This window comes from Geomicrobium sp. JCM 19037 (assembly GCF_000698105.1).
Lineage (GTDB): Bacteria > Bacillota > Bacilli > Bacillales > Marinococcaceae > Geomicrobium_A.
This window is the reverse complement of the sequence record NZ_BAWZ01000003.1, coordinates 134,393-158,012: the sequence shown is the minus strand read 5'-3', so window position 1 is coordinate 158,012 and position 23,620 is coordinate 134,393. Positions and strand designations below refer to the sequence as shown.

Below are 23,620 nucleotides of genomic sequence, written 5' to 3'. Positions count from 1 at the left end.
TGTGACAGGTTGTAACGTCTAAAGTAATGAGAAATGAGGGGAATTTATGACAGAATATAGATCAAGAACGGAGAAACGGCGAGCAGCCGAAACTTCTTCTAACAAAAACCAAAAACCATCTAAAAAGAAATCAAAAGGAAAACGCTCACTATTTAAAAAGTTAATCATTAGTTTTGCAATTGTCATTGTCGTTGGCTTGCTTGCGGGCGTTGCAACCGCTGCTGCAATTATAAGTGGTGCACCTGAATTAGACCCAGATGAGTTGATGCTCGCTGAAGGAGCTACGGTGTACGATGTGAATGACAATGAAATTGGACGGCTGCACGGAAATGAAGCGCGTAGCTACCGGACAATCGAAGAGACCCCACAACATGTCCAAGACGCTTTTATCGCTGTAGAGGATATGCGTTTTTATGACATATGGGTGTCGATGTTCGACGCGTTGGTGGTGCCGTTATTGCCAACATTACCGGTGGCTTTGGTTCAGAAGGTGCGAGTACAATTACGCAACAAGTTGTTCGGAATGCGTTTTTGAGCGCAGATAAATCAATGTCAAGAAAGGTACAAGAACAGTGGCTGGCTCTGCAATTAGAGCGTCAATTCAGTAAAGATGAGATTATGGAAATGTACTTAAATATCATCTATTTCAGCCATGAAGCTTACGGAATTGGCGAGGCTTCGATTCGTTGGTTCGACAAAGAGAGCTTAGAAGAATTAACGATTGCTGACGCAGCGGTTCTTGCAGCCGTGCCGAGAAGACCGTCTTATTACAACCCTATTGAGAACCCAGAGAACGCTGAAAATCGACGAAACTTGATCATTTCTATGATGGAAGACCAAGAGTTGATTACAAATGAAGAAGCCGAGGAAGCGAGAAATACGAACATTGAAGACCAGCTTGACTACACTCCTGCTGATGATTCAATTGGGCATACGTCGTTTATTAACCACGTAATGCGTGAAATTGAACAAATCGACGGATTAGAAATCGGCGACTTGTACGCAGCTGGCTTTGATGTGTACACAACAATTGACGTTGAAGCCCAGCGTTATGCTGAACAAGTCATTCAAACGAACGATTATATTAGTGGATTCCCAGATGACCCTGCTTTCCAAGTCGGGTTCACCATGCTTAATACGAATACCGGCGGAATTGCTGCCATTGTTGGAGACCGAGGCGGCGAGGAAGTGCTTCGTGGCGATAGCTATGCGATGAATCGCGTCGGCCAACCTGGTTCAACAGTAAAACCGATGCTTGATTTCGGGCCAGCGATCGATAACCTCGGTTGGGGGACCGGTCAAACGCTCGTAGATGAGCCGCACAGCTATTCCGATGGCACACAAATTCGGAATGCTTCTGGTAATTACAGCGGGCAAGTGACGATGCGTGAAGCACTCGTGCGGTCATTAAACATTCCAGCGCTAAAAGCCCATCAAGAGGTGGGCAAGGAAGAAGCACATGAGTTTGCGAACCGTCTAGGCATGGAGTTCGATAGCGTTGAAGAAGGAAATGCGCTTGGTTCACAATACGAGTCACCAGAAACAATTGCAGGAGCGTATGCTGCTTTTGGTAACGACGGTGTGTATAACGATCCGTACAGTGTGCGCAAGATTGTCTTTACAGACGAACGTGAATTGGACTTAACGCCTGAGTCCACTCGGGCGATGAACGATTACACCGCTTATATGGTGACCGATATGCTTAAAGATGTCGTGACGGACCCACGGGGAACGGGTACCGCTGCGAACATTGAAGGTCTTCCACTCGCTGGTAAAACAGGAACATCGAACTTCGGTGATGGAGAAAGAGACAACGTTCCCGCAGGTGGCGTGCCAGACATTTGGTTTGCAGGGTACACCCCTGAGTACACCGCAGCAGTATGGACGGGATACGAAAATCGTGGTGCCGGGTATTTGCTCGGTGAAGAGCATCAGCTTGCAAGAAATATCTTCCGAACGATTATGACCGAAGTTCATGCAGGTATGGACGTATCGGACTTCCAACGTCCTGATTCCGTTTGTGAGCAAGGTGGAGAACTATATATTTGTGGTGGAACACCGGATATGCCTGACGAACCAGAAGTGAGTGAAGAAATATCTGATCTTACAGCTGGATTTGATGAAGGCAATAACCAAATTATCGTAAGCTGGAACTTCCCTGATGAAGCGATGGACGGCGTAAGCTTTATCGTCCGCCACGGTGTAAACGGTCAAGGAATGAGTGACGTACAGGAGAGCAGTGACCGACAATTTGTGCTCACTGACCCAGAAAGAGAGAGTACTCATAACTTTGAAGTCGTTGCAGTTCGTGACGGAGAACCGATTGACAGTGCGCAAACGTCCGTAGAAATCGCTGAAGCAATTGAAGAAGAAGATCCAGAAGAAGACGAAGAAGAAAATGAAGAAGAAGAAGCACCTGAAGAAGATCAAAGCCCTCCTGAAGACGCAGATGAATCAGATGAACCGACCCCTACCCCACCGACAGACGAAGGTGACAACGGCGAAGGAGAAGGCGGTTCTGACGGAGACGACTCTAGTGATGATGGCGAAGATCCAGAAGAAGAAACCCAATCAGAAACCACAAACGATGATGAAGATGATAATGAAGAATAGTCAAAACCGCCCGTAACGGGCGGTTTTTTATCCGTGCACAAAAATTAGATGTAGATCGCATAAAGCTGAACAATTCTCTGTTTAAATTTCGCCTACCGCTCAGCTACTCTATCTTGATAAGTCGATGTAAATCATATGTTTGATTGCCACTAAAGGCAGATGGCTGTAGTTCAGACGATAAAGCAAACATTAGAAGCCCATTCGGCTCCACTTGTTTTCCCTGTTGTCTAGCGAGCTAAAGGAAAACATACGCTCTACGATCTACCGTTTTAAATAAAACAGATGAGTATCAATTGCCTCAAATATTAGCTTTTGAGACAATTAAACGAGCAAAATCCGTCATTCTTAACTTAAATTGTCACACAAACTTACCCAACGGTCACAAATAGAGATTTATGAGCAGATTTGCACCTTAAAGTGTCCCATTTGAAAAACGGGGATTGTTACATAAAAGAGCCAGAGAAAGTAGCTTGCTCTTCTTCTATATGATGAAAAAGAGCATACCGATTACGTCTTTTCAAAGATGTTAAAATGCCAAGCCATAAATCTCAAGGGCTAGCAACGATCGGCACCTACAGAGCCGATGCGAAATTGACCGGAGTTCATCATGAGTCATGACGACATGATGTTGCCTTTTGCCTGTAAAAGCGCTCGAATTGCCTACTTCGTGAAAAGAAAGCGGACGTTAGATGGAAACCTTACCGAATAGTTTAAGAATTTCATTAACTCAACATACACGGATCACGACTTTTGAGTAGACTGTGACACATGAGCGAAATTCTGCTCGTGCTAAGCTGAACATTTCAACGAAATCGCCATTTTAAAAACCCGGTTGCGCTGTACAGCGCAACCGGGTTTTAGTGGACTGTCTATTCCTCTACGTACAGCATCATTTATGGACATACTCTTGATCTCGTGCGACGAGATGAGACTTGAGAGATTGGAGTTCTTCTTGCACTCGTGTTAAATCGGGTTGTGGGTGTTGCAATTGCTCCATCCATGCTTCATTCTCGCTCATGACTCGGTCAATGTCTTGCGTTAGCTCCTCTTTTGCAAGGTGAACCCGCTCGCTCCACAGTTCGCGCAATTGCTCAACGGCTTCGTCGAGTCGTGTACGTAACGCTTCTTTTGTTCGTTCTAAAATACGCTGCTTAAACTGTTCCCCTTCTTGATCATGAACAAAACTCGGTTTTACTTTCAGAGTCTTTATTTCGTTAACGAACTTTCTAATGTTCCATGTAATTGGAGTGAAAGGTCTAGGTGCTCTCGTAAGTCTATAGGCAGTTGTCGCTCGTTCGAAACTGTATATAGACGCTCACCCTCTTGTTCTAGAGTGGTTTTCCAGTCGTTTTCTGCTACTTCCATCCACTCGTTCAACCCTTTTTGCAACTGGTCTTTGCGGCCCTCTTGTTGGCCAACACTCGCAGAAATGATTGACTTGTAGTGATCGGCAAAACGTAAGAATAGGCGACGATGTGCATACACACCGAAGGCACGAATTTCTACGTCTTCAGATTCTAGTTGCCTTATAGCCTCTTCTCCTTCATCTTTCTTCTGTTGAACCGGTAGTCGAAAAGCTTGTGCTTTTTGTTTTCGGTCGGCTTCTGGTTGGTTCATCCATACTTGCCACTCGGATAACTTTTCAATATGCGCTCTAAGCAACGCTTCCAATTCCTCATCGAGTCGAGCTCTTAACACCGGTTTCAAACCGTTCTCAAAATGTTGAGTAAATGAAAGAATCCCTTCTTCATCCGTGTGGTCTTCAAGTGCGCGCTTACTAGAGATAGGTACCACGTCTGTATGAGGGAAACCGAGGGTTTGAAGTTGATCACGCACATGGGTCATAACCGCTTGCTTTTCTCCATCATCTGCAGCGAGATCACTCGCGTTAATAAGCAAATAGTCTGGAGACTGAATGGTTTTAATCTTTTCCATGAATCGTTCATCAGCGTTTGAGAACGCATGGTGATAGTAAGTCACATAGATAAAAGCATCCGCTTTTTCGATCTCTGACATTGCAAGTGCAGTGTGGCGTTCATGCACACTTTGCACGCCAGGCGTGTCAATTAGTTCATAGCCTGCATCTGTCCAAGCGGTATGCACATAGACGTGTGAAACATCAATTAAACAAGCTTTTGCTTCATCTACGGCCATCTCTTGCCATTCCGTTAACGAAATAACAATCGTGCTTCCCCATTCGTATTGTTCTTTTTTGACACCCATTTGCAATGCACGCAAATACTCTACCCATTGCTTTTCTTCGAGCGTATCCGTCTTCTTAATCGACAAACCTTCAGCTTGTTTCAATGATTCAAGTGTGTACGTTAAGTTGCACAAATATGAGACGTGTGCGATTTCACTATCTAAGTCCGCTCTTGTCTTAATTCGAACACGAACTTGTTCTGGTCGGTTCGACCGCTCGGTGCGCTCACAGTTGTTAAGGAAGCCGTCGTTGGATGGGGAGAGCTTGGCATGAGTTCCCTTTGCAAAAGTGCATTGATGAACGTTGATTTGCCCGCACTAAACGCACCCGCAACAACGACGGACGTCGGTCGATTCTCCAGGCGATCGATGAATGCTACGATGTTGTTGCGTTCGTTTTTCTCAAAAAGCACATCTTGAAACGTTGCCAAGTCGCCTCGGAGCGAATCGAGTGCGAACAGTGGCTTTACTTGGACAGATTCACTTGATACGTCTGCAATTTGCTCTCTATCTCTAGCATCCTCTTGAAATACCGCATTGGAATCGTTCACTACGATCGACGCATCAACACCTGATAAGTCGGGATGTGCTGTTAGCGCCTGTTCGATCTTCTCTTCGTAATGAGCGGCAGCACTCGTTTGAAGTCGTTGTTGGACCGTGTTCAGTTGCGACTGGATTGTTTGTTCCTCTTCCATAAACGATTGCTGTAGTTCATTAAGACGCTGAAATGGTTGCAAATCCTGCTGATTTTGCTGCTCTAGTTGTCTCTTACGCTCAGGGTATAATGACCTGAGTTGCTCTACAATTGGCTCAATGGAACGTTTGATATCTTGAATAATAGCTTGATTGATCTCTTTAGTAAGCTGATAAATGTATTGATTACTTTTTTCGCCCGTCGTCACAAATGCTCTATACCACTCGATCGATTCCGGCAAATGCAATTGTTCAACCTGTTGAATAAGATCATCTCGAACGCGTTCAGGCATCTCTAATTTGCTAAACTGTTGGAGCAAATAAAAGCGAATTTCCGACTCGTAGCGCTCGTTCATTAAATGAATCATCTTATCAAAATATTGTTGTTCCACTTCCAACTTTTTCTTTTTCCCTGCGAACAATCCGAATTTGTACGAACCGTCAACGACCTGCCACCAGTCATTCGCTGCAGACGTCGTGTCATGAGGGAACAAGTTAGTTTGTTTGTAGAATTGTTGCAACGTATGAACGAGTGCTGAGATTTCTTGATCTAATTGTTGTTCAATTTCTTGACCCGCTTTGACTAAAGCGAAATAGCGTTGATGATCTTCTTGATGATAACCTTCGTTCTTCATCGCTTCTCGCATTCGGATGGTCACTTGATCACGGTCAGCGAGTAGCCGTTCTCGTAGCGAAGAAACCGCACTTTCCACCATGCGGGCGTTGGCATCAGCAATTAATGACTGGCCTTCATATAACCACGAACGAATCTGTTGAACGAACAGTGGCAATTGATTATGTTTATGAGATTCATCTCTTGAAGTGGTCGTATAAATCGCCACCGGATGTATGCCATACCGTTGGAGCATATCTTTTAGGCCATGATAAAAAATAGAAAACGATAATTCACTTTCATTGTGCTTATCGATCTGATTAATGACAATGATAATTGGCTTATTTTCCCGCTGGATTTGCCTGAGAAACTCAACGTTTGTTTGCGAGCGAACATGATTGTAGTCGGTTACATAGATAATTGCATCTGTTGTAATGAGCTGATTAGCTGTATACTTCCCATGGGTAGGGTCTGTAGAATCCATGCCCGGTGTATCGGCAATCGTTACTTTGTTCGAAAGAAACGGCACTGGCAATGTGAGGGCAACTTCTTCAATACCCGCGCCATCAACCGCCATCTCCTGAAGCTTGTCCCACGGAATTTCATTTTCAAAGTGACTCACTTGCCCATCGCTTTGAACCGCTTTTATCTGGCGGTCGGTCCACCAAGAATTGTCATAATATTGGCAGTCGTCGGGATCGGGCTCGATGGCAGCAGAGCTGCTCCGAGCAATTGATTGATTAGTGTTGATTTACCCGCAGAAAAATGGCCACAAATTGCGACCGAATACGTCGGTTCCCCAGCAAGTTTGCTAGAAATTCGCGCTAAGCGCTCCTCTTCAGTTTGCCAAACGGTAACATTTGTTTTATCTCTTCGATGCTGTAGCCACCATCGATCGCACTCATACATTTCCTCCTTGTTGTCACTAGACTCGTTTACGCCCTTCTCGACAAATCTCTAGAAGAGGACAGGTTTCGCACTGAGGGTTTCTTGCTTTGCAATGATAACGACCGAAAAAAATCAATTGATGATGGCTATCTGACCATTTTTCTTCGGGTAACTTCCTCATAAGAGTCTTTTCTACTTCTAAAACACTGTCTTTCCATCGACAAATGCCTAATCGTTTGGATACCCGCTCTACGTGGGTATCTACAGCAATTGCAGGCAAGTCAAATGCGACAGACGCAACGACATTTGCCGTTTTTCTTCCAACCCCGGCAAGCTTCATAAGTTCATCGCGGTCCGCAGGCACTTCACCACCGTAGTGATCTAATAAAGATTGACTCATTTTTTGAATGTTTTTTGCCTTGTTTCGAAATAAGCCAATTCGCCGAATATCTTGTTCTAATTCTTCTTGTGGCACTCGGATGTAGTCGTCTGGACGTTTGTATTTTGAAAACAGTCCAGGTGTAACTTTGTTTACGAGGCATCGGTGCATTGAGCGGAAAGAATTACAGCAACAAGTAACTCTAAAGCATTCGTATGTGTGAGTTCACACTCCGCTTCTGGGTACATTTGTTCAATTTGCTCCATCGCCCATGTCGTTTGTTTATTCGATAGCATAAATGGTTCCCCTCATCTGTCAATCTGACTCTAACCAATTATATGTCGGATACGGTTCACTTGTCTTTTTGGTTCCTGCCGGTTCCGCTCGTTTGTTTTGTCGAAAGCTTTCACTGTGTGCGTGTGCTTGTTCTGGTGTTTTGATGCCACTTCGCTTCCACTCATATAAAATTCGATCGATATAGCGGAGATTTAATTTCCCGGAGATCACCGCTTCTTTTAATGCAGCTTTAATCATTTCCATTGAATAATGGTCTTGGTCAATCCATACGCCAATCGTTTCAGATTCCATCGGTGAAAGTGGCCGACTGAACTCGTTTTCGAACAGTTGATACAGCTCTCCACTTTGATTCACTTCTAGGTCGGTTTGCTCCGATTCTAAGTAGTAAAGAATCTTTTCATAAAACGGTCGCAAGCTATACATTTCAAACATAATGCCGTCATCTTCTTTTTTCTCAAGCGCTAATACGCCTCGTTTCATGAGACGGCCTAACCCTTCTTGGCAATGGGCGACGGTCAGTGACATCTTTCTCGCTAAATGTTCTGGCGTAGGAAATGCACGCCCTTGCTGGATTTCTCGATGCAAATGCAACAGAAGCATCATGTCTTTCTCGTGGATGCCTAGTGCGTCGTAGTAATCTAAAAACACAACTGGAATGGATACTTGACCTTGTTCCAGCAGATCAATCATGACATTTTTATTCATTGGTTTCACCTCTTACATCCTTACCTCTTTGAAAAAAACCATCTCCTCCGGCGGACGAGGAGATGGGAGTATCCGGTTTATGGATACAAACGATTAAGCAAACGTGGAAATGGAATCGTCTCACGAACATGCTCTGTTCCGCTAAGCCAAGCAACCGTTCTTTCTAATCCGAGTCCAAATCCTGAATGAGGAACACTACCGTATTGTCTAAGCTCTTTATACCAGCGGTATGCATCTTCTGACAACTGATGTTCTTTGAAGCGTTCATCCATCAGTTTATAATCATCAATTCGTTGACTACCCCCAATAATTTCCCCGTAACCTTCTGGCGCAATCAAGTCAGCACAAAGAACCAAATCTTCATTCTCAGGGTCTGGCTTCATATAGAACGCTTTGATCTCTTTTGGCCAATGTGTAATAAACACTGGCGTGTCAAACTGGTTCGCAAGCTCTGTCTCATGCGGTGACCCGAGATCTTCTCCCCACTGAATCTCATAACCTTTATCTTGTAAACGTTGAATCGCTTCGCTGTACGTCAAACGTGCAAACGGTGCACGAATCTTTTCAAGCTGAGCGATGTCGCGCTCGAGAGTTTTTAATTCTTTTTGTCCTTCACGTAGTACCGCATCTACAATGTACGTAACGTACGCCTCTTGGATTTCTAAGCTTTCTTCGTGATCACAAAACGCCATCTCTGGTTCAATCATCCAAAATTCAATGAGATGCCTGCGGGTCTTTGATTTTTCAGCTCTAAATGTCGGCCCAAACGAGTATACGCGTTGAAAAGCCATCGCTGCGGCTTCCATGTACAACTGTCCAGATTGTGAAAGGAACGCGTCCTCATCAAAATACTTCGTATGGAACAACTCCGTCGTCCCTTCTGCTGAGTTCGCAGTAAGAATGGGTGGGTCCACTTTCGTAAATCCATTCTCATGATAAAAGCGATGCGTCGCTTGAATAATAATATCGCGAATTCTAAGAACAGCATGCTGTTTGCTCGAACGAATCCACAAATGACGATGATCCATGAGAAACTCTGTTCCATGATCTTTTGGTGTAATCGGATAGTCAACCGCTTCTTGAATCACTTCCACACCTGTGACGGTGAGTTCAAAGCCACTCGGGGCACGATCATCCTTTTGCACTTGACCTGTCACATAGAGAGCACTCTCTTGCCCAAGCCCTTTAACTTGTTGAAACAATTCTTCTCCGACTTCGCTTTTAACGACAACGCCTTGAATAAAGCCTGTCCCATCTCGAAGTTGTAGAAAAGCAATCTTTCCGCTGGATCTTTTATTGCTCAGCCAACAACCGAGTGTCACTTCTTGGCTTTCAAATTGACCGATGCTGTGAATCGTAGGTTTCACGTACGGTAACTCCCTTCAAAATTCCATCTGTTTTCATTGATACACATCTCAATTCATTACTTATCTAGTTTACGAGACGAGCGGTCGAACTTCAAGCGAAGATGTTGAATTTCCCGATTTATGGCAGTCTTAATACTTGATTCGTACTTCCTGACTCGGCATCTACATAATGATAAATGTGACCGTCTTCTTCATCAATATAAATGACTTCGTATACATACGCCCCGTCCAATAAACCGAGTGTGACACCTCGTTGTTCATCAATCGAAGACGCCTCTTCTTCGACAACGCTCCACGCCTGTTCTTTCGTTATAAATTGATCAGCGGCGATCCGATCAAAGCGCTCGTATGATTCATTAAACATCCATACTTCTTGCTGAGAGTCTTGGAGATCAACAAGCGCATTCGCCGTCATCTCGTCCCCGTAATGATGGTCAAAATACACGACGTTTGCGACTTCATCTTCATGCATTATGCGGGTTTCCATCTCTTTTTTCTTGTCATTTATATCGCCGAGTGCTGAAGAATGAACGCCGAAAAGCATGACTGACAATACGAGCACAACAGCCCCTACACTAATCGCACCAATCTTTAACATACAGACGCCCCCTCTTAGTTGCTCGATTCAACCAACTGTTTTCTCGCGCGATTGGCATCATACAAGACTCGTTCTTCGTCAATCGTGAGCAATTCTTTGTTCGTCATTAATGGACGACCATTCACATACACGTCGCTCACATCGCATTTGCCTGCGGCGTAGACGATTGTTGCTGGATCAATCGTAAGCGGTTGAAGGTGTGCAGAGCGTGTATCAATCATAATGAAGTCCGCTGCGTACCCCGCTTGAATCAAGCCACTATCTAAAAAGCCAAGCGCCTTAGCACCGTTCACTGTAGCCATCCTTAACGCCTCTTGGCTGGAAATGACTTCAGCAGACTGCAAATTTCCTTTATGGAGCATCGCCGCTTGGCGCATTTCTGCAAATATATCCAACGTATTGTTTGACGCTGCACTATCCGTCCCTAACGAGATCCCAACGCCTTGACGATGCATGTGTGGGATCGGGGCAATGCCCGACCCGAGTTTAAGGTTACTCAATGGATTGTGAGAAACGTTCACGTTTTATCGTTCATTAGCGTGATTTCGTCCTCATCCACATGGACCGCGTGCACGAGCAAATCGCCTTCTGACAAAATGCCCCCAGTAAGAAGATGTTCAGCGGGACGCATGCCATACGTCCGCAAATGGTCTGCGACTTCTTTTTTTGTTTCACTCATGTGTAGCTGGATTGGCAATTGCTCTTTGGTCGCCGCTTCCCTCACATCTTCTAAAAATGTGAAACGGTTCGTATATACCGCATGTGGGAACAACCCACCTTTCAGGCGCCTCGTCGATGAGGCATTACACCGTTTTGCATAGTCGACCGCTTTGTGCAATTTCTCGCTTGCCACACTAGCACTATCAAACATCGTAATCATTCCACGTGTTAGCAATGCTTTCATGCCTGTTTCTTCTACGGCTTTCGCTGTGCCTTCACGGTTTAAGTGATACATATCCGAAAACATCGTCGTGCCAGATCGAATCATTTCGACTAGAGCAAGATTCGTCCCCACTTCACTCATCTGTTCGGTCATTTGTGCTTCAGCAGGCCAGATCTTCTCACTGAGCCATCTTTCAAGCTCAAGGTCATCGCTCCAACCTCGTAGAAGGGTCATCGGTGAGTGGGTATGTGTGTTCACAAGCCCAGGTATCATCATTTTCCCTTTTCCACTGATCACATGTGTACGCGTGTTTGAATTCGTTTCATAGTCACCAGCTCTTACTTCTTGGAACTGCCCCTCTCTAATTACAACATACCCTTGTTCAATGACTGTCTCGCCGTCGATAATGCTCATATCTTTTATCACGAGATCACTCATTTTATCGGTCTCCTTTTTCAGCGTAAAAATCGTTAGCAATGTCCAATACTTTGTCAGTACCGGTGAATGTGACCGGTACGTTTGGCAATGAATCGATGAAACTTTTGCCGTACCTCGCCTCGATTAAACGTTTGTCTAGAACAAACACAAGCCCTCGGTCTGTACTCGTACGAATCAATCGACCAAACCCTTGTTTAAATCGGAGGACGGCTTTTGGAATCGCTAGATTCATAAACGAGTTTTTGCGGTTTTTATTAAGCTCATTTGCTTTTGCTGTATATACCGGGTCATTCGGCGGCGTAAACGGTAGTCTTACGATAATGAGGCAGACACGTCGTCTCCAGGCAAATCAATCCCTTCCCAAAACGTGCTCGTGCCCATAAGAATGGAGCGTTCATGCTTTTTGAATTTCTTAATGAGCTTCCCACGCTGCTCGCCGTTTGCTCCTTGAGTGAATACGGAATAGTTTAGGTCCTCGATATATGGCTTTAATTGTTCATACGTTTTTTGGAGCATTTCATATGAGGTAAATAAGACGAGCATGCGTCCATTAACAGCACTTGTGAGCATGGATATGAACTCAGTAACGCTACTCACAAACTGTTCCTCATTTTTTACATCAGGAAAGTCACTTGGTATGAGCAATTCTGCTTGATTTTCATAGGAAAAAGGTGATTTTACAACGAGCGTATCGGTTTGATTATTCGTGAGGCCAATTTCATCCATCATGTATTGAAAGGACCCTTTTACAGTCAAAGTAGCGGATGTAAATATGATGCTTTTTGTACACGTAAACAGTTGTTCATCTAATTGCTTACCAATTTGGACTGGCCTTTCGGTTAAACGAATCCGATCTGCTCGCTTATCACGGTCGGTTTCCATCCAATACACATGCTGTTCGTGCTCTTCTACGAGTAGAAATGAAAGTTGATCATGCTCATCTTTAAGATCATCTAGCAAATGCCTTACCTTTTTCCATAACACTTGCTCACGGTCTTTTTCATCTAACGCTTCAATGGCTTGGTTCCAAGAGTGGAGCGTTTGATCAACGAGCAGATCAACCCGCCTTATCGTATCCTCAACCCCACGACCTTGAAATTGAGAAGGCCGGTAACGTACGACCGGATCGACAGACCCACTTGCGACGGCTTGCAATTGATGAAATAACTGTAACCATTCTTGTTGCAAACCGATAAGTTCAGATTTACGATTCTTTAGCCATTCACTCGACAACGCTTTTGTATCTTCAGTCCGATTGGCCAACTCAATTTCACTGAACAACCCTTCTCGATCTTGAAGTCCCCACCGACCCGTCCATCGAACGAGAGCTTGATAGCTTGAGCGACGGCCGAGATGCCGACCTGCTGTCTCCTCAATTTGATGAGCCTCATCGATGATCGCATACTGGAATTCTGGAAGCAGTTGATGCCTCGAAAAACGATCAGCAAACAAAAGGGCGTGATTCGTAATAATGAGTTGAGCCGTCTTTGCGCGCTCCAACGCTTTGTAATAGAAACACTGGTGCCAATACGCGCACTCCGCACCGACACACGTATGCGGATCACTCTTTAGCTCATCCCAAAGGCTCGCCCTCCACTAGGCAAATTCAGTTCCTCTACATCGCCAGTTTCGGTTTCAGTAAGCCATACGAGTAGTTGACAAGCCATTAGCTGCTCATCATAGTGTGCAGGCATACGCTCTAGGAAATGTTCAAACTTCTGCACACATAGATAATGGTCTCTTCCTTTTAAAAGAGCTGTTTTTACCGTTGTCCCTAGCGCTCGCTCCAACTTAGGTACATCGTTTTCAAGAATCTGCTGTTGCAAGGCAATCGTATCGGTCGCAATGACGACTGGCAAATTCTCCTCAACACTTTTTACGAATGCTGGATACAAGTAAGCCATCGTTTTACCTGTACCTGTTGCAGCTTCAACGAGCAAGTGTTGTTCGTTTTCAAACGCTTGCCAAACCGCTTCAGCCATTTGCTGTTGCGAGCCACGAGGCTCATAATTTTGGATCACTTGATGTAATGAGCCTTTTTCCCCATAAAATGTATCTCCAGAAAACGGTCCGGATTTCACAGCACCTTCCAGCTCAAGCTCGATATGTTTTACCGGAAAGCTTCGGACATACTGAACATTCGGGTCCGGTGCTTGTTCGCGCGCGTCTTTTAAACAGTCGTACACTAACTGTTGTAATCCGGAACTCATCCCCGCTGTAAATGGCTCCATCTTCATGACAGTTGCTTTTGGTAATGAGCGTAGCTTCTCTTCCATTTTTATAAGGATTTCTGCAGTCACATGAGCGTCACTCCCCGCCCTGTGTGGGGCGTTATGACCGAAAGAGAAATGTTGTGCAATCGCCGATAGCCGGTAACTATCGAGGGTCGGATACACCATCCGAGCCATTTCTACCGTGTCCAAAACTGGACCTTCAAAAGGTGAATAGCCCGCATTTTCTAGAGCGACGTTAATAAACTGCAAATCAAAATCTGCCCGGTGAGCGACAAAGCAACTTCCATCCAATGCTTGGAGAAGCTCAGGAACAATCGCTTCAAATGACGGAGCATCTTGAAGATCCTCGCTTCGTATACCTGTCAGCTGCTCAATGAAAAGTGGAATATTACGGTCCGTATAGACGAGCGAGGAAAACGTGTGCACCACTTTCATCTTTTCGATCACCGTCATGCCGACTTCTATGATCTGATCTCCTGCTGTCGGACGGTTGCCCGTCGTTTCTACATCGATTACGACATAACGGTCTACATTCATAAAATCCTCCTACCCATTACTCCACAGTAAAAATGATATTATCGATCAGCCTAGCTTTTGAGTAGCGAATCGCAGCTGCTATTACGTACTCGCCACCCGGCAACTCATTCGTTGACGCTTGAAGAGTTGGAAATGCTTTTAGTTCAACATACTCAACGCTTGCTTCCATGTTGCTTAACGCATCCGTCACTCTTTTTAGTACGTCTTTTCGGCTGTTGTTTTCTTTCAATTCAGCGACACCTTTTTTAAGCGTTTGGTAAAGCCTGGTGCATCTTTTCGTTCTTGTTCAGTTAAATATTGATTTCTTGAAGATAAGGCCAAGCCGTCGTGGTCTCGAACGGTCGGACCACCAACGATCGTAGTATTGATTAGAAAATCGGTAGCCATCTGCTTGATGATCGCAAGCTGCTGGGCATCTTTTTGACCGAAATAAGCACGATCTGGACGAATGATTTGTAAAAATTTCATCACTACCGTCGCCATACCGTTAAAATGTCCAGGGCGATTCTTCCCACACAGCTCTTCGCCTAATTCACCCACATCGATCATCAAGGTTTGTTTTTGCTCGTAAAGATCATGAACTTCTGGAAGCCAAACAACGTCCGCGCCCGCAGATTGAGCTTTCTCAAGATCCACTTCCGGGGTACGGGGGTACGTCTCATAATCTTCTCCTTCACCAAACTGTAAAGGGTTTATGAAAATCGTAACGACGACTTGATCGGCTTCTTGCTTGGCTTGACGAATGAGAGATAGGTGACCTTCATGAAGGGTCCCATCGTCGGCACAAGGCCAACGACTCCTTGCAGCCGGCTACGAGTTTGTTGAAACTCTGACTTTGAACGGACAATTTTCATTGTTTTGCCCCTTGTTTTCTTGCTGAGAACGTGTGGGCTTCTGTTGGAAAAGCACCCGTTTTCACTTCATGATGATACAGCTGTACCGCCTCTTTCATCTGATCATAAACGTTGGCGTAGGTTTTCACGAATTTCGGCAGTTTACCTGTGGTTATTCCGACACAATCATGGAAGACAAGCACTTGCCCATCAGCAATCCCTGCACCAATACCAATAACTGGAATCTCAACGGCTTCTCGAACACGATTCGTGACGACTTGAGGCACGCACTCTAATACAAGAGCGAATGCACCGGCTTCAGCAATTCGCTTACTTTCAGCAACGATCCGAGCCTCTTCTTCTTGACTACGACCTTGAACTTTAAAACCACCGAGTACAGTACTTGACTGCGGCGTTAGGCCGAGGTGACCCATGACTGCCACACCTCCTGCGGTTAACTGCTCGATACTTTCCACCATCAAATCTGTGCAACCTTCAAGCTTTACCGCATGAGCTCCGCCTTGTTGAATCATCGTTCGCGCATTCCCTACGGTCTCACTTATGGACCCATGATAAGTCATAAACGGCAAATCCGCTACTATAAACGTATCCTTTGCCCCTCGCCGTACTGCACGGGTATGCAAAACCATGTCATCTAGCGTTACAGGTTGTGTTCCGTCATAACCGTGAACAACCATGCCGACAGAATCACCGACGAGAATCATATCAACGTCTGCTTCTTCAACGATTCGCCCCGTCGGTGCATCATAAGCCGTCATCATAGAAATCATCTCTTCATTTTGCTTCATCTTCAAAAAATCAATCGTTTGCTTCATTGTCTTATCCCTCCCATAATTAGAGGGAGCGTCTGATGGGTCATCTCGTTCCCTCCGTCCCTGTCAACAGTGATCAAGCAGATTTACTACTTACATTTACCGGTAAACCATGTACAGCTCCGTAATGGATGCCATCATTTCATACACCTTCAGTATAGCAAAAACAACCGCACGGTTCTATTGTAGATCCCCACTATAAATGAGCCGTTCAACTCCTGTCTCGTCTTCCAACTTGAGAACACCATCATCTGTAATGCCGACCATCTTACCTTTAACGACACGGTGCTGATCCGTTACCGTCACTGTCTGACCGTAAAGCAACGCCCGCCTTTCCCATTCATTACGAATGCTTTGAAACCCTTCTTTAATCCAACGTTCATACTCGAGTTCAAACTCGGAAAAGATCGCTTGAAGCAATTGCTTTCGATTCCAAGATTGTTTCGTCTCAATGTAGAGCGAAGAAGCTTTTTGCTCTAAGCCTCTCTCCACCATCTCTTGAGTCGTTTCATTCACATTCAATCCAATGCCCGCAACCATCATTTCCACACGACTTCCTTCAGCTTGCACCTCTGTTAGAATGCCGGCAATCTTCTTTGAACCGATGTACAAATCATTCGGCCACTTAATGCTCACACTCACATTTGCTACCTTTTCACACGCTTTTGCAACGGCTACAGCCGTCACCAATGTCAGTTGGGGAGCTGTGTGCAGTGGAAGGTGCGGGGTTACGAGTAACGAAAACATAATGCCTTTGGATTGAGGGGCCTGCCAAGGTCGACTCATTCGCCCTCTGCCGCTCGTTTGTTCTTCTGTCGTAACCACTGCCCCGTGCACAGCCCCTTGTTTGTACCATTCCTTCATCACATCTTGTGTAGAGGAGACGACAGGCTCATAGCGGACGGTTTGACCGATATGCTTCGTCTTAAGCCCTTTTCGCACTTCAGACTCATTGAGCGTATTGGGACGCGAAACAAGCCGATAGCCACGACGAGGTACCGCTTCAATTCCATACCCTTCTTGGCGTAATGATTCAATATGCTTCCACACCGCCGTTCTTGATACGTTCAAATGATCACTAATTTCTTGACCTGAACGGTACGTTCGATTGGCATCTTCAAGCAGTTCCAGCAATTTAGTTTTCATCATCCAGCTCCTTTGCCCTTTGCCATAAGGTTTGTTTATCGTTTTTTAATGTTCCTTCAACAACTTCGCTTTCCAACCGCTCCATCATCAGTCCGAGCCAACGACCTGGTGTACGTTGAAAATGGGTCAATAACTCTCTAGGCTGTAACAAAAGATCTTTTCGTGTCTCAATTGGGATAAGGTTTGCTAATTGCTTAATTTGTTCCTCTTTTGAAGTGAACTGCTCATCTACAGTACTCACTAGCCGGTCCACTTGCAGATGTACGTGCACCCCATATGTGTAAATTTCTTTTTTAGACGGTGCGTGTGTTCGTACGCTTTGCATCAACCGATGCCGTATGTGATACGCGCGTACAACAGAAGTAGCCAGTCCCCATTTTCGAAACACAGGGTCATATTTACTTTCCATTGATCGGATAAAAGCAACCACCGCTCCCACTCCTCTTTCACACCATAAAACGAGAGGGGGCTTGTTTTCGTATACTCGGGAAAAATGTACGGCAACACGTGTTCATGATCTAGTTCATTAAGAACCGCTTCTGCATTTGAACTCGTGATTATTTTCCTCATTTCCAACCCGATCCGCTCTTTTGCAACATCGCGCAGTTTGTATTTCTCTGTACGAATGGCGCTCATCGTTTCCGCAGAAATGATAAACCCGGATGCCGCCCTGAAACGAAACGCTCGTAAAATACGGACTGGATCTGTATACAAGCTTTTTGGGGAAGCAAGCTGTAAGGTTTTTTGCTCGAGTGCTATTCTACCATCTAGTGGATCAATGACATTCCCCGAAACGTCAATAGCCATCGCATTCATTGTGAAATCACGTTGTCGTAGATGAGAGACGATGTTTGTCCCTTCCCATTGGCTTACATCGACCGACACGTCTCGTTTAAAATGAAGGAGCGGCACTTTTGTTGCAATGAGTGCCGCTCCTTCAATCCGCTCATCCAAAGATGACAGCGGTTCATTGGTTACCATGTCAACATCTTTTGGGCACGTTCCTTGTAGCCAATCTCTCACCGCACCGCCAACGACGTACACTTCAAATTCATCCGCTCGAAGAAGGGCAAACAACGGCTGAAACGGATGATTAATGGCAGGCATCTTGTAACATCCGATAATATAGTGCTTCGTATTGTGGGACAATCACATCTTTACTAAAGTTCGTAAGCGCTCGTTTTCTGCTATTCGCTGAGTATCGTTGCCAAGTTTGTTTATCCGCGAGCAATCGTACAGCCTCTTCAGCTGCCTGCTCGTATTCGTACACAGGCACAATGATGCCCGTTTCTTCGTGCACGACGACTTCGGAGATGCCACCGATGTTTGCACCGATGACTGGAACCCCGACACTCATTGCTTCTAACGCTGCCAGTCCAAAGCTTTCTTTTTCAGATAGTAGCAGTTTCACATCTCCGATTGCCAAGAGTTGAAACACTTGCATTTGATTTCCTAAAAAGAATACACAATCATCTAACCCTAAAGATTTCACGAGTGTCTCCATCACATGTCGGTCTGGACCGTCACCGATCAGATAGAGTTTACTTTTCACTTGGCTCTGAATAAGCGCAAAGGCACGAATTACATCATCCACGCGTTTCACACCGCGAAAGTTCGACATATGTACGATCACTTTTTCGTCATCTTGGATGTTGAATTGTTCGCGTATGAGTTGACGGTTCACGTCAACAAGCTCTCGTTCATCGACAAAGTTATATACGGTGTCGATTGAATTTTTAATATCAAGCATGTCATACGTTTGTTTTACAAGAAAGTCGGACACCGCCGTCACTTGATCAGAACGATTTATGCCATGTTCAATGATGTTTGCCAAGGAAGGATCTTCTGCAAGCACCGTAATATCCGTTCCGTGAAGCGTAGTCATCACTTTCACATCCCCATCTAACATATCTTTGGCAAGAGAAGCAGAAATGGCGTGCGGAACGGCATAGTGAACATGCAAGAGGTCAAGTTGATGTTTTCGAGCAACTTCTGCCATCTTACTGGCTAACGTCAAATCATATGGAGGGTAGCGAAACACTTGATATTGATTGACAACCACTTCATGAAAGAAAATGTTTGGATGAACTTGTTGAAGTCGAAACGGCAGGCTGGACGTAATGAAATGGATTTCGTGTCCCCGTTCAGCAAGACGAATGCCCAGCTCCGTCGCAACGACGCCAGACCCGCCAACCGTCGGATAACACGTGATGCCAATTTTTAACGGCCGCATGCTATCCTTCCTCTCTCTTCATCACTTCACGGAATGTAAAGCGACCGTCTTTCATGCCATTAATTAATATTTCTGCGGTTCCCATGTTCGTCGCAATAGGCACTTGATGAACATCGCACAATCGGATGAGCGCTGCAATATCTGGCTCGTGAGGTTGTGCAGTTAGTGGGTCGCGGAAAAAAAGCACTAAGTCCAATCCATTCGTTGCCACACGAGCACCGAGTTGTTGGTCACCACCGAGGGGACCTGATAAATATCGTTGTATAGAAAGGCCTGTTTCATCGGTAATTCTCATTCCGGTCGTTCCTGTAGCAAACAACACATGCTCTTTTAAAATGTGTTTGTACGCAATGGCAAAATCAACCAAATCGTCTTTTTTCTTATCATGGGCAATGAGTGCAATGTTCATGAGTACATCTCCCTCAACTAGTCGATGATTTGTTCCAAACCATAAATCAATGTTTTTGCCGACATAACCGTCTCGACTGCCAATTTCACACCCGGCATAAACGAATAACGATCGATTGAATCATGACGCAATGTGAATGTCTCACCATTGCCCCCGAAAATCACTTCTTGATGGGCGACAAGTCCAGGTAGGCGAACGCTATGAATCGGCATCCCTTGGTACGTGCCACCTCTTGCTCCGTCTAACGTTTCTTGTTCGTCAGGGTGCCCTTGCTTTTTCTCGTTTCTCACTTGAGAGATTAGTTCAGCTGTTTTTAATGCGGTTCCTGAAGGCGCATCAAGTTTTTGATCATGATGACGCTCAATAATCTCGACATCTTCATAAAATTTCGCTGCCATTTGTGAGAACTTCATCATGAGCACCGCTCCGATCGCGAAGTTCGGGACAATCATCGCCCCCAAGCCTTTTTGTTCCGTTTGCTTACGCAACTCATCAATTTCTTGTTCACTAAAACCTGTCGTCCCAATGACAGGACGAATGTTGTATTCAATCGCTTGTTTTAAGTTTTCTTTAGCTGATTCTGGTGTCGTCAAATCAATGAGTACATCCGCATGCACATCATCTTTAAAGCATTCTTCAATGCTTGTATATAAAGGAACTCCTTCTGGGTCAAACCCTGTCTCTTCTTTTGATTTTCGGTCTACATACGCCACCGCCTCAAACTCGGCAGTGTTCGCAATCAATTGCCGTGCAGCGCTGCCCATTTTGCCTCGTGGTCCTGCAAGTATAATTTGTATCATGTTGATTCCTCACTTTCTTCAATGCGTGTCCAACGATCTTTATCTCTTGTATTAAATTTGTGCATAATTTCGTCGAAGCTCTCTGACAAATCCACATCTAAAGAGTTTGCAAAACAAATGAGCACAAACAATATGTCGCCCATTTCTTCTTCGATTTTTTTGTCGGCTTCTTCATTTTTCTTTGGCTTCTCGCCGTATACGTGATTGATTTCTCGGGAAAGTTCTCCGACTTCTTCGGTCATCCGCGCAAGCATCGACAGCGGGGAAAAGTACCCTTCTTTAAACTGCCCAATATAACGGTCCACATCTTCTTGCATATCGTTCATCGTTTTCAACGTCATCGTATCACCCATTCGCATCGTGTAGACTGAAGCAGATTTGCTCCTCGTCTTGTTTTCCACTATAATATGAACGTCTATAGTACCGAAAGTAGGAGGAAGCTCTGTGGCAAACATACTCATACATACAAAGCGGATCTTTTTCATTCTGCTCGGTTGTGCGCTCGTATCATTCGGACTCGTCTATTTTAACATGGAAAACAGTTTAGCTGACGGGGGATTTACCGGAATTACACTGATTCTTTATTTCGTGTGGACGATTGACCCTGCCTTATCGAATATTGTACTCAACATACCTATGTTTATTTTAGGCTACCGAGTGCTCGGGCGTACCTTGTTCGTTTATACAATTATCGGCACCCTCGGCTTGTCATTATTTCTATGGATATTTCAAGCAGTTCAAGTGATTCAGCTTCCGTTACAAGATGACCTGACGCTCGCCGCACTATTTTCAGGCGTGTTCATTGGAACAGGTCTTGGCATCGTCTTTCGTTATGGGGGTACAACTGGCGGTGCTGATATTATCGCCAAACTCGGTTTCAAGTATTTCGGATGGAGCATGGGGAGAACACTGTTTATGTTTGATGCACTCGTCATTACCGCATCATTAATTTACTTAGACTACCGTCAAGCAATGTACACCCTCGTTGCCGTATTTGTAGCCGCTAGAGTTATTGATTTCATTCAGCAAGGCGCTTATTCTGGCAAAGCGGCATTTATTATCTCTGAAAATACTGGCGCTGTAGCCGACGCTATTCTCATGGAGATGGAGCGAGGCGCAACGATCTTGCAAGGAAAAGGCTCATATACAGGCAAAGAGAAGGAAGTTCTTTATTGTGTAATCGCTCGTAACGAAACCGTTCGACTAAAGGCGATCGTAGAAAACGTCGATCCCCATGCGTTTATTACCATTTCCAACGTACAAGATGTTGCTGGAGAAGGCTTTACACTCGATGATGAAAAACGACCGTATCAATAAAGTTAAACGTTAGAGATTCGTAGTTTGCACTGTTTAGTGCTTGACTTTCACTGCAGGCGGAAGTTTGCACTCCAAAGTACAAGGGCAACATCGGTGGCTAAAAATCACCACCGTGTTTTCTAGGCACTCCAAAGTACAAGGGCAACATCGATGGCTAAAAATCACCCACCGTGTTTTCTAGGCACTCCCGAGTATAAGGGGCGATATCAATCCCCAAAATCTACCACCGCGGAGGGGCGGCCGAACCCTTTGGTCTTACGACGAGGGCGATAAAAGCTTGGAAAATGAACCCTCTCGAAATAGGTTGGACAGGATGTCTCACATGAGTGAGTTATGAAGAAAGTGACACACTTCTTTTAGTGACCTCTCGCTTTTACTTAGAAAACTCGGAGTGTCGATAAGGCGGGGGGTGCCAATTAGGACGTCTAGTTAGCTAAAGTTTTAGCTCTACACCTTGCTCAGTGCCTGGCATCAGTGATGGGACCATATACATTTTCAATGCGCTATGTTACCCGAACCCCCGCATAGAATGAGATGGTTCGTTTCGGTTAACGAGGATTTTAAATAGTGATGTGCTTTTTCACTGACCTGAGCAGTTTCTAACGCAAAATGGAAAAAATGTTTCCAAAGGATCACCGATTGGAACCAGATTCACTCATATGTGACCGTTTTCCCTCTTTCTGCTTCCAATCGATGGTCATCTAGTTCCAAACATCCAATTATGGAATCAGATTCAGCACATTAAAGAAATTGAACGACAATCTAGTTCCAAATCGATGTTCACGAGATCGAGTCGCTTGCCCTGCCCCGCTCGGTATATACACCATTGGAGTAATTTCGCTACGGAAAGGGATATGAGGACAGTTTTCTCATAACGGTCAAATCGTATGAAATCACGATGCAACCTCTCCAACCTGGCGTCCAATAATGCCTTTCGTTCATCCTATATCATCCAAAAAAAGAGCGATCGAGTCGCTCTTTTTTACTCTGCCTGCTCTCACTTTTAAGGGTGCTCATGTGATTCACTTAGCAGCTGAATAAGGTTTTTAGCCATATTCCCTTCCACTGAATACAATTCTCCTGGTTCACGATGATTTGAAAACAATACGGACGACTGCTGAACATACACTCGAAATTCCGATCCTCCACCTAGGTCAACCATGTAATCAGGATCGACAATTAATAAGACGTCTGCACTTTCTGCTTCCATGTCGTTAATGAGATTTCGAAGCGCAAACGATGTGTCCCGATCGAGGGTAAGGTGAGGCTGATCGTCATTTCCATAAATGAAAAATGTCACACCTTTCGCTTCGTACGGAATATCCAGTTCTAACTCTGGTTGTTCCTCCTGTGCACAACCTGCCATGAGGCTTAACAATATGAGAACGAATCGAAACTTGGATACGAACATCTTCACAGCCCCTCACTTTCACTACCCACTCATACACATCGTGTGCAACGTATTGTAGTCTTTGAACATTCGTCCTTTCCCGAAAACAAAGGATAATAAAACACTTGGAAGTAGCGACCCGTGTGCTTGATCTCAACGACATGAGAGCGAAAGGGCAACATCGGTGGCTAAAAATCACCCACCGTGTTTTC

The 23,620-nt window shown here is 44.9% G+C and carries 22 protein-coding genes and 3 pseudogenes; 3 read left to right on the top strand and 22 right to left on the bottom strand.

The window, feature by feature from the left end; genetic code table 11:
• Positions 1 to 46: 46 nt before the first annotated feature.
• On the top strand, positions 47 to 535 hold the full coding sequence (locus JCM19037_RS29090) for a transglycosylase domain-containing protein (RefSeq protein WP_052363485.1): 489 nt from the start codon (positions 47 to 49) through the stop codon (positions 533 to 535).
• Entirely contained in the window at positions 421 to 2,613 is a 2,193-nt protein-coding gene (locus JCM19037_RS03050; protein WP_081829003.1) for a transglycosylase domain-containing protein, read from the top strand. Before JCM19037_RS29090 ends, JCM19037_RS03050 begins: the two co-directional genes overlap by 115 nt.
• Positions 2,614 to 3,502: 889 nt before the next feature.
• On the opposite strand, the gene JCM19037_RS03045 is transcribed toward JCM19037_RS03050, so the two are convergent.
• The 21 genes and pseudogenes from JCM19037_RS03045 to JCM19037_RS02940 form a co-directional block, all read right to left on the bottom strand.
• On the bottom strand, positions 3,503 to 3,700 hold the full coding sequence (locus JCM19037_RS03045) for a hypothetical protein (RefSeq protein WP_042397718.1): 198 nt from the start codon (positions 3,698 to 3,700) through the stop codon (positions 3,503 to 3,505).
• A 119-nt stretch (positions 3,701 to 3,819) separates the two neighbouring features.
• A complete protein-coding gene (locus JCM19037_RS03040; RefSeq protein ID WP_042397715.1) occupies positions 3,820 to 4,950 on the bottom strand; it encodes a dynamin family protein in 1,131 nt (376 codons plus the stop codon).
• Positions 4,951 to 4,976: 26 nt separating this feature from the next.
• A complete protein-coding gene (locus JCM19037_RS03035; protein ID WP_042397711.1) occupies positions 4,977 to 6,743 on the bottom strand; it encodes a dynamin family protein in 1,767 nt (588 codons plus the stop codon).
• A 23-nt stretch (positions 6,744 to 6,766) separates the two neighbouring features.
• On the bottom strand, positions 6,767 to 7,030 hold the full coding sequence (locus JCM19037_RS28140; protein WP_042397707.1) for a dynamin family protein: 264 nt from the start codon (positions 7,028 to 7,030) through the stop codon (positions 6,767 to 6,769).
• Between the two features lie 16 nt (positions 7,031 to 7,046).
• A pseudogene (gene nth / locus JCM19037_RS03025) lies at positions 7,047 to 7,684 on the bottom strand (endonuclease III).
• Positions 7,685 to 7,703: 19 nt separating this feature from the next.
• Positions 7,704 to 8,390: a DnaD domain-containing protein gene (locus JCM19037_RS03020; protein WP_042397704.1), complete on the bottom strand. Its 687-nt coding sequence runs from the start codon at positions 8,388 to 8,390 to the stop codon at positions 7,704 to 7,706.
• A gap of 77 nt (positions 8,391 to 8,467) precedes the next feature.
• Positions 8,468 to 9,757, bottom strand: a complete 1,290-nt coding sequence (asnS, locus tag JCM19037_RS03015; protein WP_042397699.1) for an asparagine--tRNA ligase — start codon at positions 9,755 to 9,757, stop codon at positions 8,468 to 8,470.
• 118 nt (positions 9,758 to 9,875) lie between these two features.
• Positions 9,876 to 10,355 carry a hypothetical protein gene (locus JCM19037_RS03010; RefSeq protein ID WP_042397696.1) on the bottom strand — a complete coding sequence of 160 codons (480 nt, stop codon included), beginning with the start codon at positions 10,353 to 10,355 and terminating at the stop codon, positions 9,876 to 9,878.
• Positions 10,356 to 10,369: 14 nt separating this feature from the next.
• Positions 10,370 to 10,876, bottom strand: a complete 507-nt coding sequence (locus JCM19037_RS28135; RefSeq protein WP_052363483.1) for an amidohydrolase family protein — start codon at positions 10,874 to 10,876, stop codon at positions 10,370 to 10,372.
• The gene (locus JCM19037_RS28130) at positions 10,873 to 11,676 is read right to left on the bottom strand and encodes an amidohydrolase family protein (RefSeq protein WP_052363482.1); all 804 of its coding nucleotides are present in this window, start codon (positions 11,674 to 11,676) and stop codon (positions 10,873 to 10,875) included. The genes JCM19037_RS28135 and JCM19037_RS28130 overlap by 4 nt, the downstream gene beginning before the upstream one ends.
• A 1-nt stretch (position 11,677) precedes the next feature.
• A pseudogene (locus JCM19037_RS26570) lies at positions 11,678 to 12,246 on the bottom strand (helicase C-terminal domain-containing protein).
• Between the two features lie 998 nt (positions 12,247 to 13,244).
• Positions 13,245 to 14,447, bottom strand: coding sequence for an exonuclease domain-containing protein (locus tag JCM19037_RS02990; protein ID WP_042397688.1), 1,203 nt, complete (start codon positions 14,445 to 14,447; stop codon positions 13,245 to 13,247).
• A 16-nt stretch (positions 14,448 to 14,463) separates the two neighbouring features.
• Positions 14,464 to 15,203 (bottom strand): annotated as a pseudogene (panC, locus tag JCM19037_RS23920) (pantoate--beta-alanine ligase); the annotation flags it as partial.
• 94 nt (positions 15,204 to 15,297) lie between these two features.
• Positions 15,298 to 16,116 carry a 3-methyl-2-oxobutanoate hydroxymethyltransferase gene (gene panB, locus JCM19037_RS02975; protein ID WP_042397682.1) on the bottom strand — a complete coding sequence of 273 codons (819 nt, stop codon included), beginning with the start codon at positions 16,114 to 16,116 and terminating at the stop codon, positions 15,298 to 15,300.
• Positions 16,117 to 16,293: 177 nt separating this feature from the next.
• Positions 16,294 to 17,259, bottom strand: a complete 966-nt coding sequence (locus tag JCM19037_RS02970; RefSeq protein ID WP_238544507.1) for a biotin--[acetyl-CoA-carboxylase] ligase — start codon at positions 17,257 to 17,259, stop codon at positions 16,294 to 16,296.
• Positions 17,249 to 17,668, bottom strand: a complete 420-nt coding sequence (locus JCM19037_RS02965; protein ID WP_081829000.1) for a hypothetical protein — start codon at positions 17,666 to 17,668, stop codon at positions 17,249 to 17,251. Before JCM19037_RS02965 ends, JCM19037_RS02970 begins: the two co-directional genes overlap by 11 nt.
• A complete protein-coding gene (locus tag JCM19037_RS02960) occupies positions 17,584 to 18,366 on the bottom strand; it encodes a CCA tRNA nucleotidyltransferase (RefSeq protein ID WP_042397673.1) in 783 nt (260 codons plus the stop codon). The genes JCM19037_RS02965 and JCM19037_RS02960 overlap by 85 nt, the downstream gene beginning before the upstream one ends.
• Positions 18,353 to 19,492: an N-acetyl-alpha-D-glucosaminyl L-malate synthase BshA gene (bshA, locus tag JCM19037_RS02955; protein ID WP_042397670.1), complete on the bottom strand. Its 1,140-nt coding sequence runs from the start codon at positions 19,490 to 19,492 to the stop codon at positions 18,353 to 18,355. Before bshA ends, JCM19037_RS02960 begins: the two co-directional genes overlap by 14 nt.
• A gap of 1 nt (position 19,493) precedes the next feature.
• The gene (gene mgsA / locus JCM19037_RS02950) at positions 19,494 to 19,901 is read right to left on the bottom strand and encodes a methylglyoxal synthase (RefSeq protein WP_042397667.1); all 408 of its coding nucleotides are present in this window, start codon (positions 19,899 to 19,901) and stop codon (positions 19,494 to 19,496) included.
• 17 nt (positions 19,902 to 19,918) lie between these two features.
• A complete protein-coding gene (dapB, locus tag JCM19037_RS02945; protein ID WP_042397663.1) occupies positions 19,919 to 20,701 on the bottom strand; it encodes a 4-hydroxy-tetrahydrodipicolinate reductase in 783 nt (260 codons plus the stop codon).
• The gene (locus tag JCM19037_RS02940) at positions 20,698 to 21,042 is read right to left on the bottom strand and encodes a nucleotide pyrophosphohydrolase (RefSeq protein WP_042397796.1); all 345 of its coding nucleotides are present in this window, start codon (positions 21,040 to 21,042) and stop codon (positions 20,698 to 20,700) included. The genes dapB and JCM19037_RS02940 overlap by 4 nt, the downstream gene beginning before the upstream one ends.
• Before the next feature lie 103 nt (positions 21,043 to 21,145).
• Between JCM19037_RS02940 and JCM19037_RS02935 the strand changes: the two genes are divergently transcribed.
• Positions 21,146 to 22,018 (top strand): YitT family protein, encoded by an 873-nt coding sequence (locus tag JCM19037_RS02935; protein ID WP_042397660.1) that lies wholly within the window; start codon positions 21,146 to 21,148, stop codon positions 22,016 to 22,018.
• Between the two features lie 1,003 nt (positions 22,019 to 23,021).
• Here JCM19037_RS02935 and JCM19037_RS02930 read toward each other — a convergent pair.
• A complete protein-coding gene (locus JCM19037_RS02930; RefSeq protein WP_042397658.1) occupies positions 23,022 to 23,429 on the bottom strand; it encodes a hypothetical protein in 408 nt (135 codons plus the stop codon).
• Positions 23,430 to 23,620: the final 191 nt, after the last annotated feature.

Excerpts from the sequence above, each read along its gene's own strand:
- JCM19037_RS29090 (WP_052363485.1), top strand. The coding sequence starts at position 47 with ATGACAGAATATAGATCAAGAACGGAGAAACGGCGAGCAGCCGAAACT.
- JCM19037_RS03050 (WP_081829003.1), top strand. The coding sequence starts at position 421 with ATGGGTGTCGATGTTCGACGCGTTGGTGGTGCCGTTATTGCCAACATT.
- JCM19037_RS28140 (WP_042397707.1), bottom strand. The coding sequence starts at position 7,030 with ATGTATGAGTGCGATCGATGGTGGCTACAGCATCGAAGAGATAAAACA.
- JCM19037_RS03020 (WP_042397704.1), bottom strand. The coding sequence starts at position 8,390 with ATGAATAAAAATGTCATGATTGATCTGCTGGAACAAGGTCAAGTATCC.
- JCM19037_RS03010 (WP_042397696.1), bottom strand. The coding sequence starts at position 10,355 with ATGTTAAAGATTGGTGCGATTAGTGTAGGGGCTGTTGTGCTCGTATTG.
- JCM19037_RS28130 (WP_052363482.1), bottom strand. The coding sequence starts at position 11,676 with ATGAGTGATCTCGTGATAAAAGATATGAGCATTATCGACGGCGAGACA.
- JCM19037_RS02990 (WP_042397688.1), bottom strand. The coding sequence starts at position 14,447 with ATGAATGTAGACCGTTATGTCGTAATCGATGTAGAAACGACGGGCAAC.
- panB (WP_042397682.1), bottom strand. The coding sequence starts at position 16,116 with ATGAAGCAAACGATTGATTTTTTGAAGATGAAGCAAAATGAAGAGATG.
- JCM19037_RS02970 (WP_238544507.1), bottom strand. The coding sequence starts at position 17,259 with ATGAAAACTAAATTGCTGGAACTGCTTGAAGATGCCAATCGAACGTAC.
- JCM19037_RS02965 (WP_081829000.1), bottom strand. The coding sequence starts at position 17,668 with ATGGAAAGTAAATATGACCCTGTGTTTCGAAAATGGGGACTGGCTACT.
- JCM19037_RS02960 (WP_042397673.1), bottom strand. The coding sequence starts at position 18,366 with ATGCCTGCCATTAATCATCCGTTTCAGCCGTTGTTTGCCCTTCTTCGA.
- bshA (WP_042397670.1), bottom strand. The coding sequence starts at position 19,492 with ATGCGGCCGTTAAAAATTGGCATCACGTGTTATCCGACGGTTGGCGGG.
- mgsA (WP_042397667.1), bottom strand. The coding sequence starts at position 19,901 with ATGAACATTGCACTCATTGCCCATGATAAGAAAAAAGACGATTTGGTT.
- dapB (WP_042397663.1), bottom strand. The coding sequence starts at position 20,701 with ATGATACAAATTATACTTGCAGGACCACGAGGCAAAATGGGCAGCGCT.
- JCM19037_RS02940 (WP_042397796.1), bottom strand. The coding sequence starts at position 21,042 with ATGACGTTGAAAACGATGAACGATATGCAAGAAGATGTGGACCGTTAT.
- JCM19037_RS02930 (WP_042397658.1), bottom strand. The coding sequence starts at position 23,429 with ATGTTCGTATCCAAGTTTCGATTCGTTCTCATATTGTTAAGCCTCATG.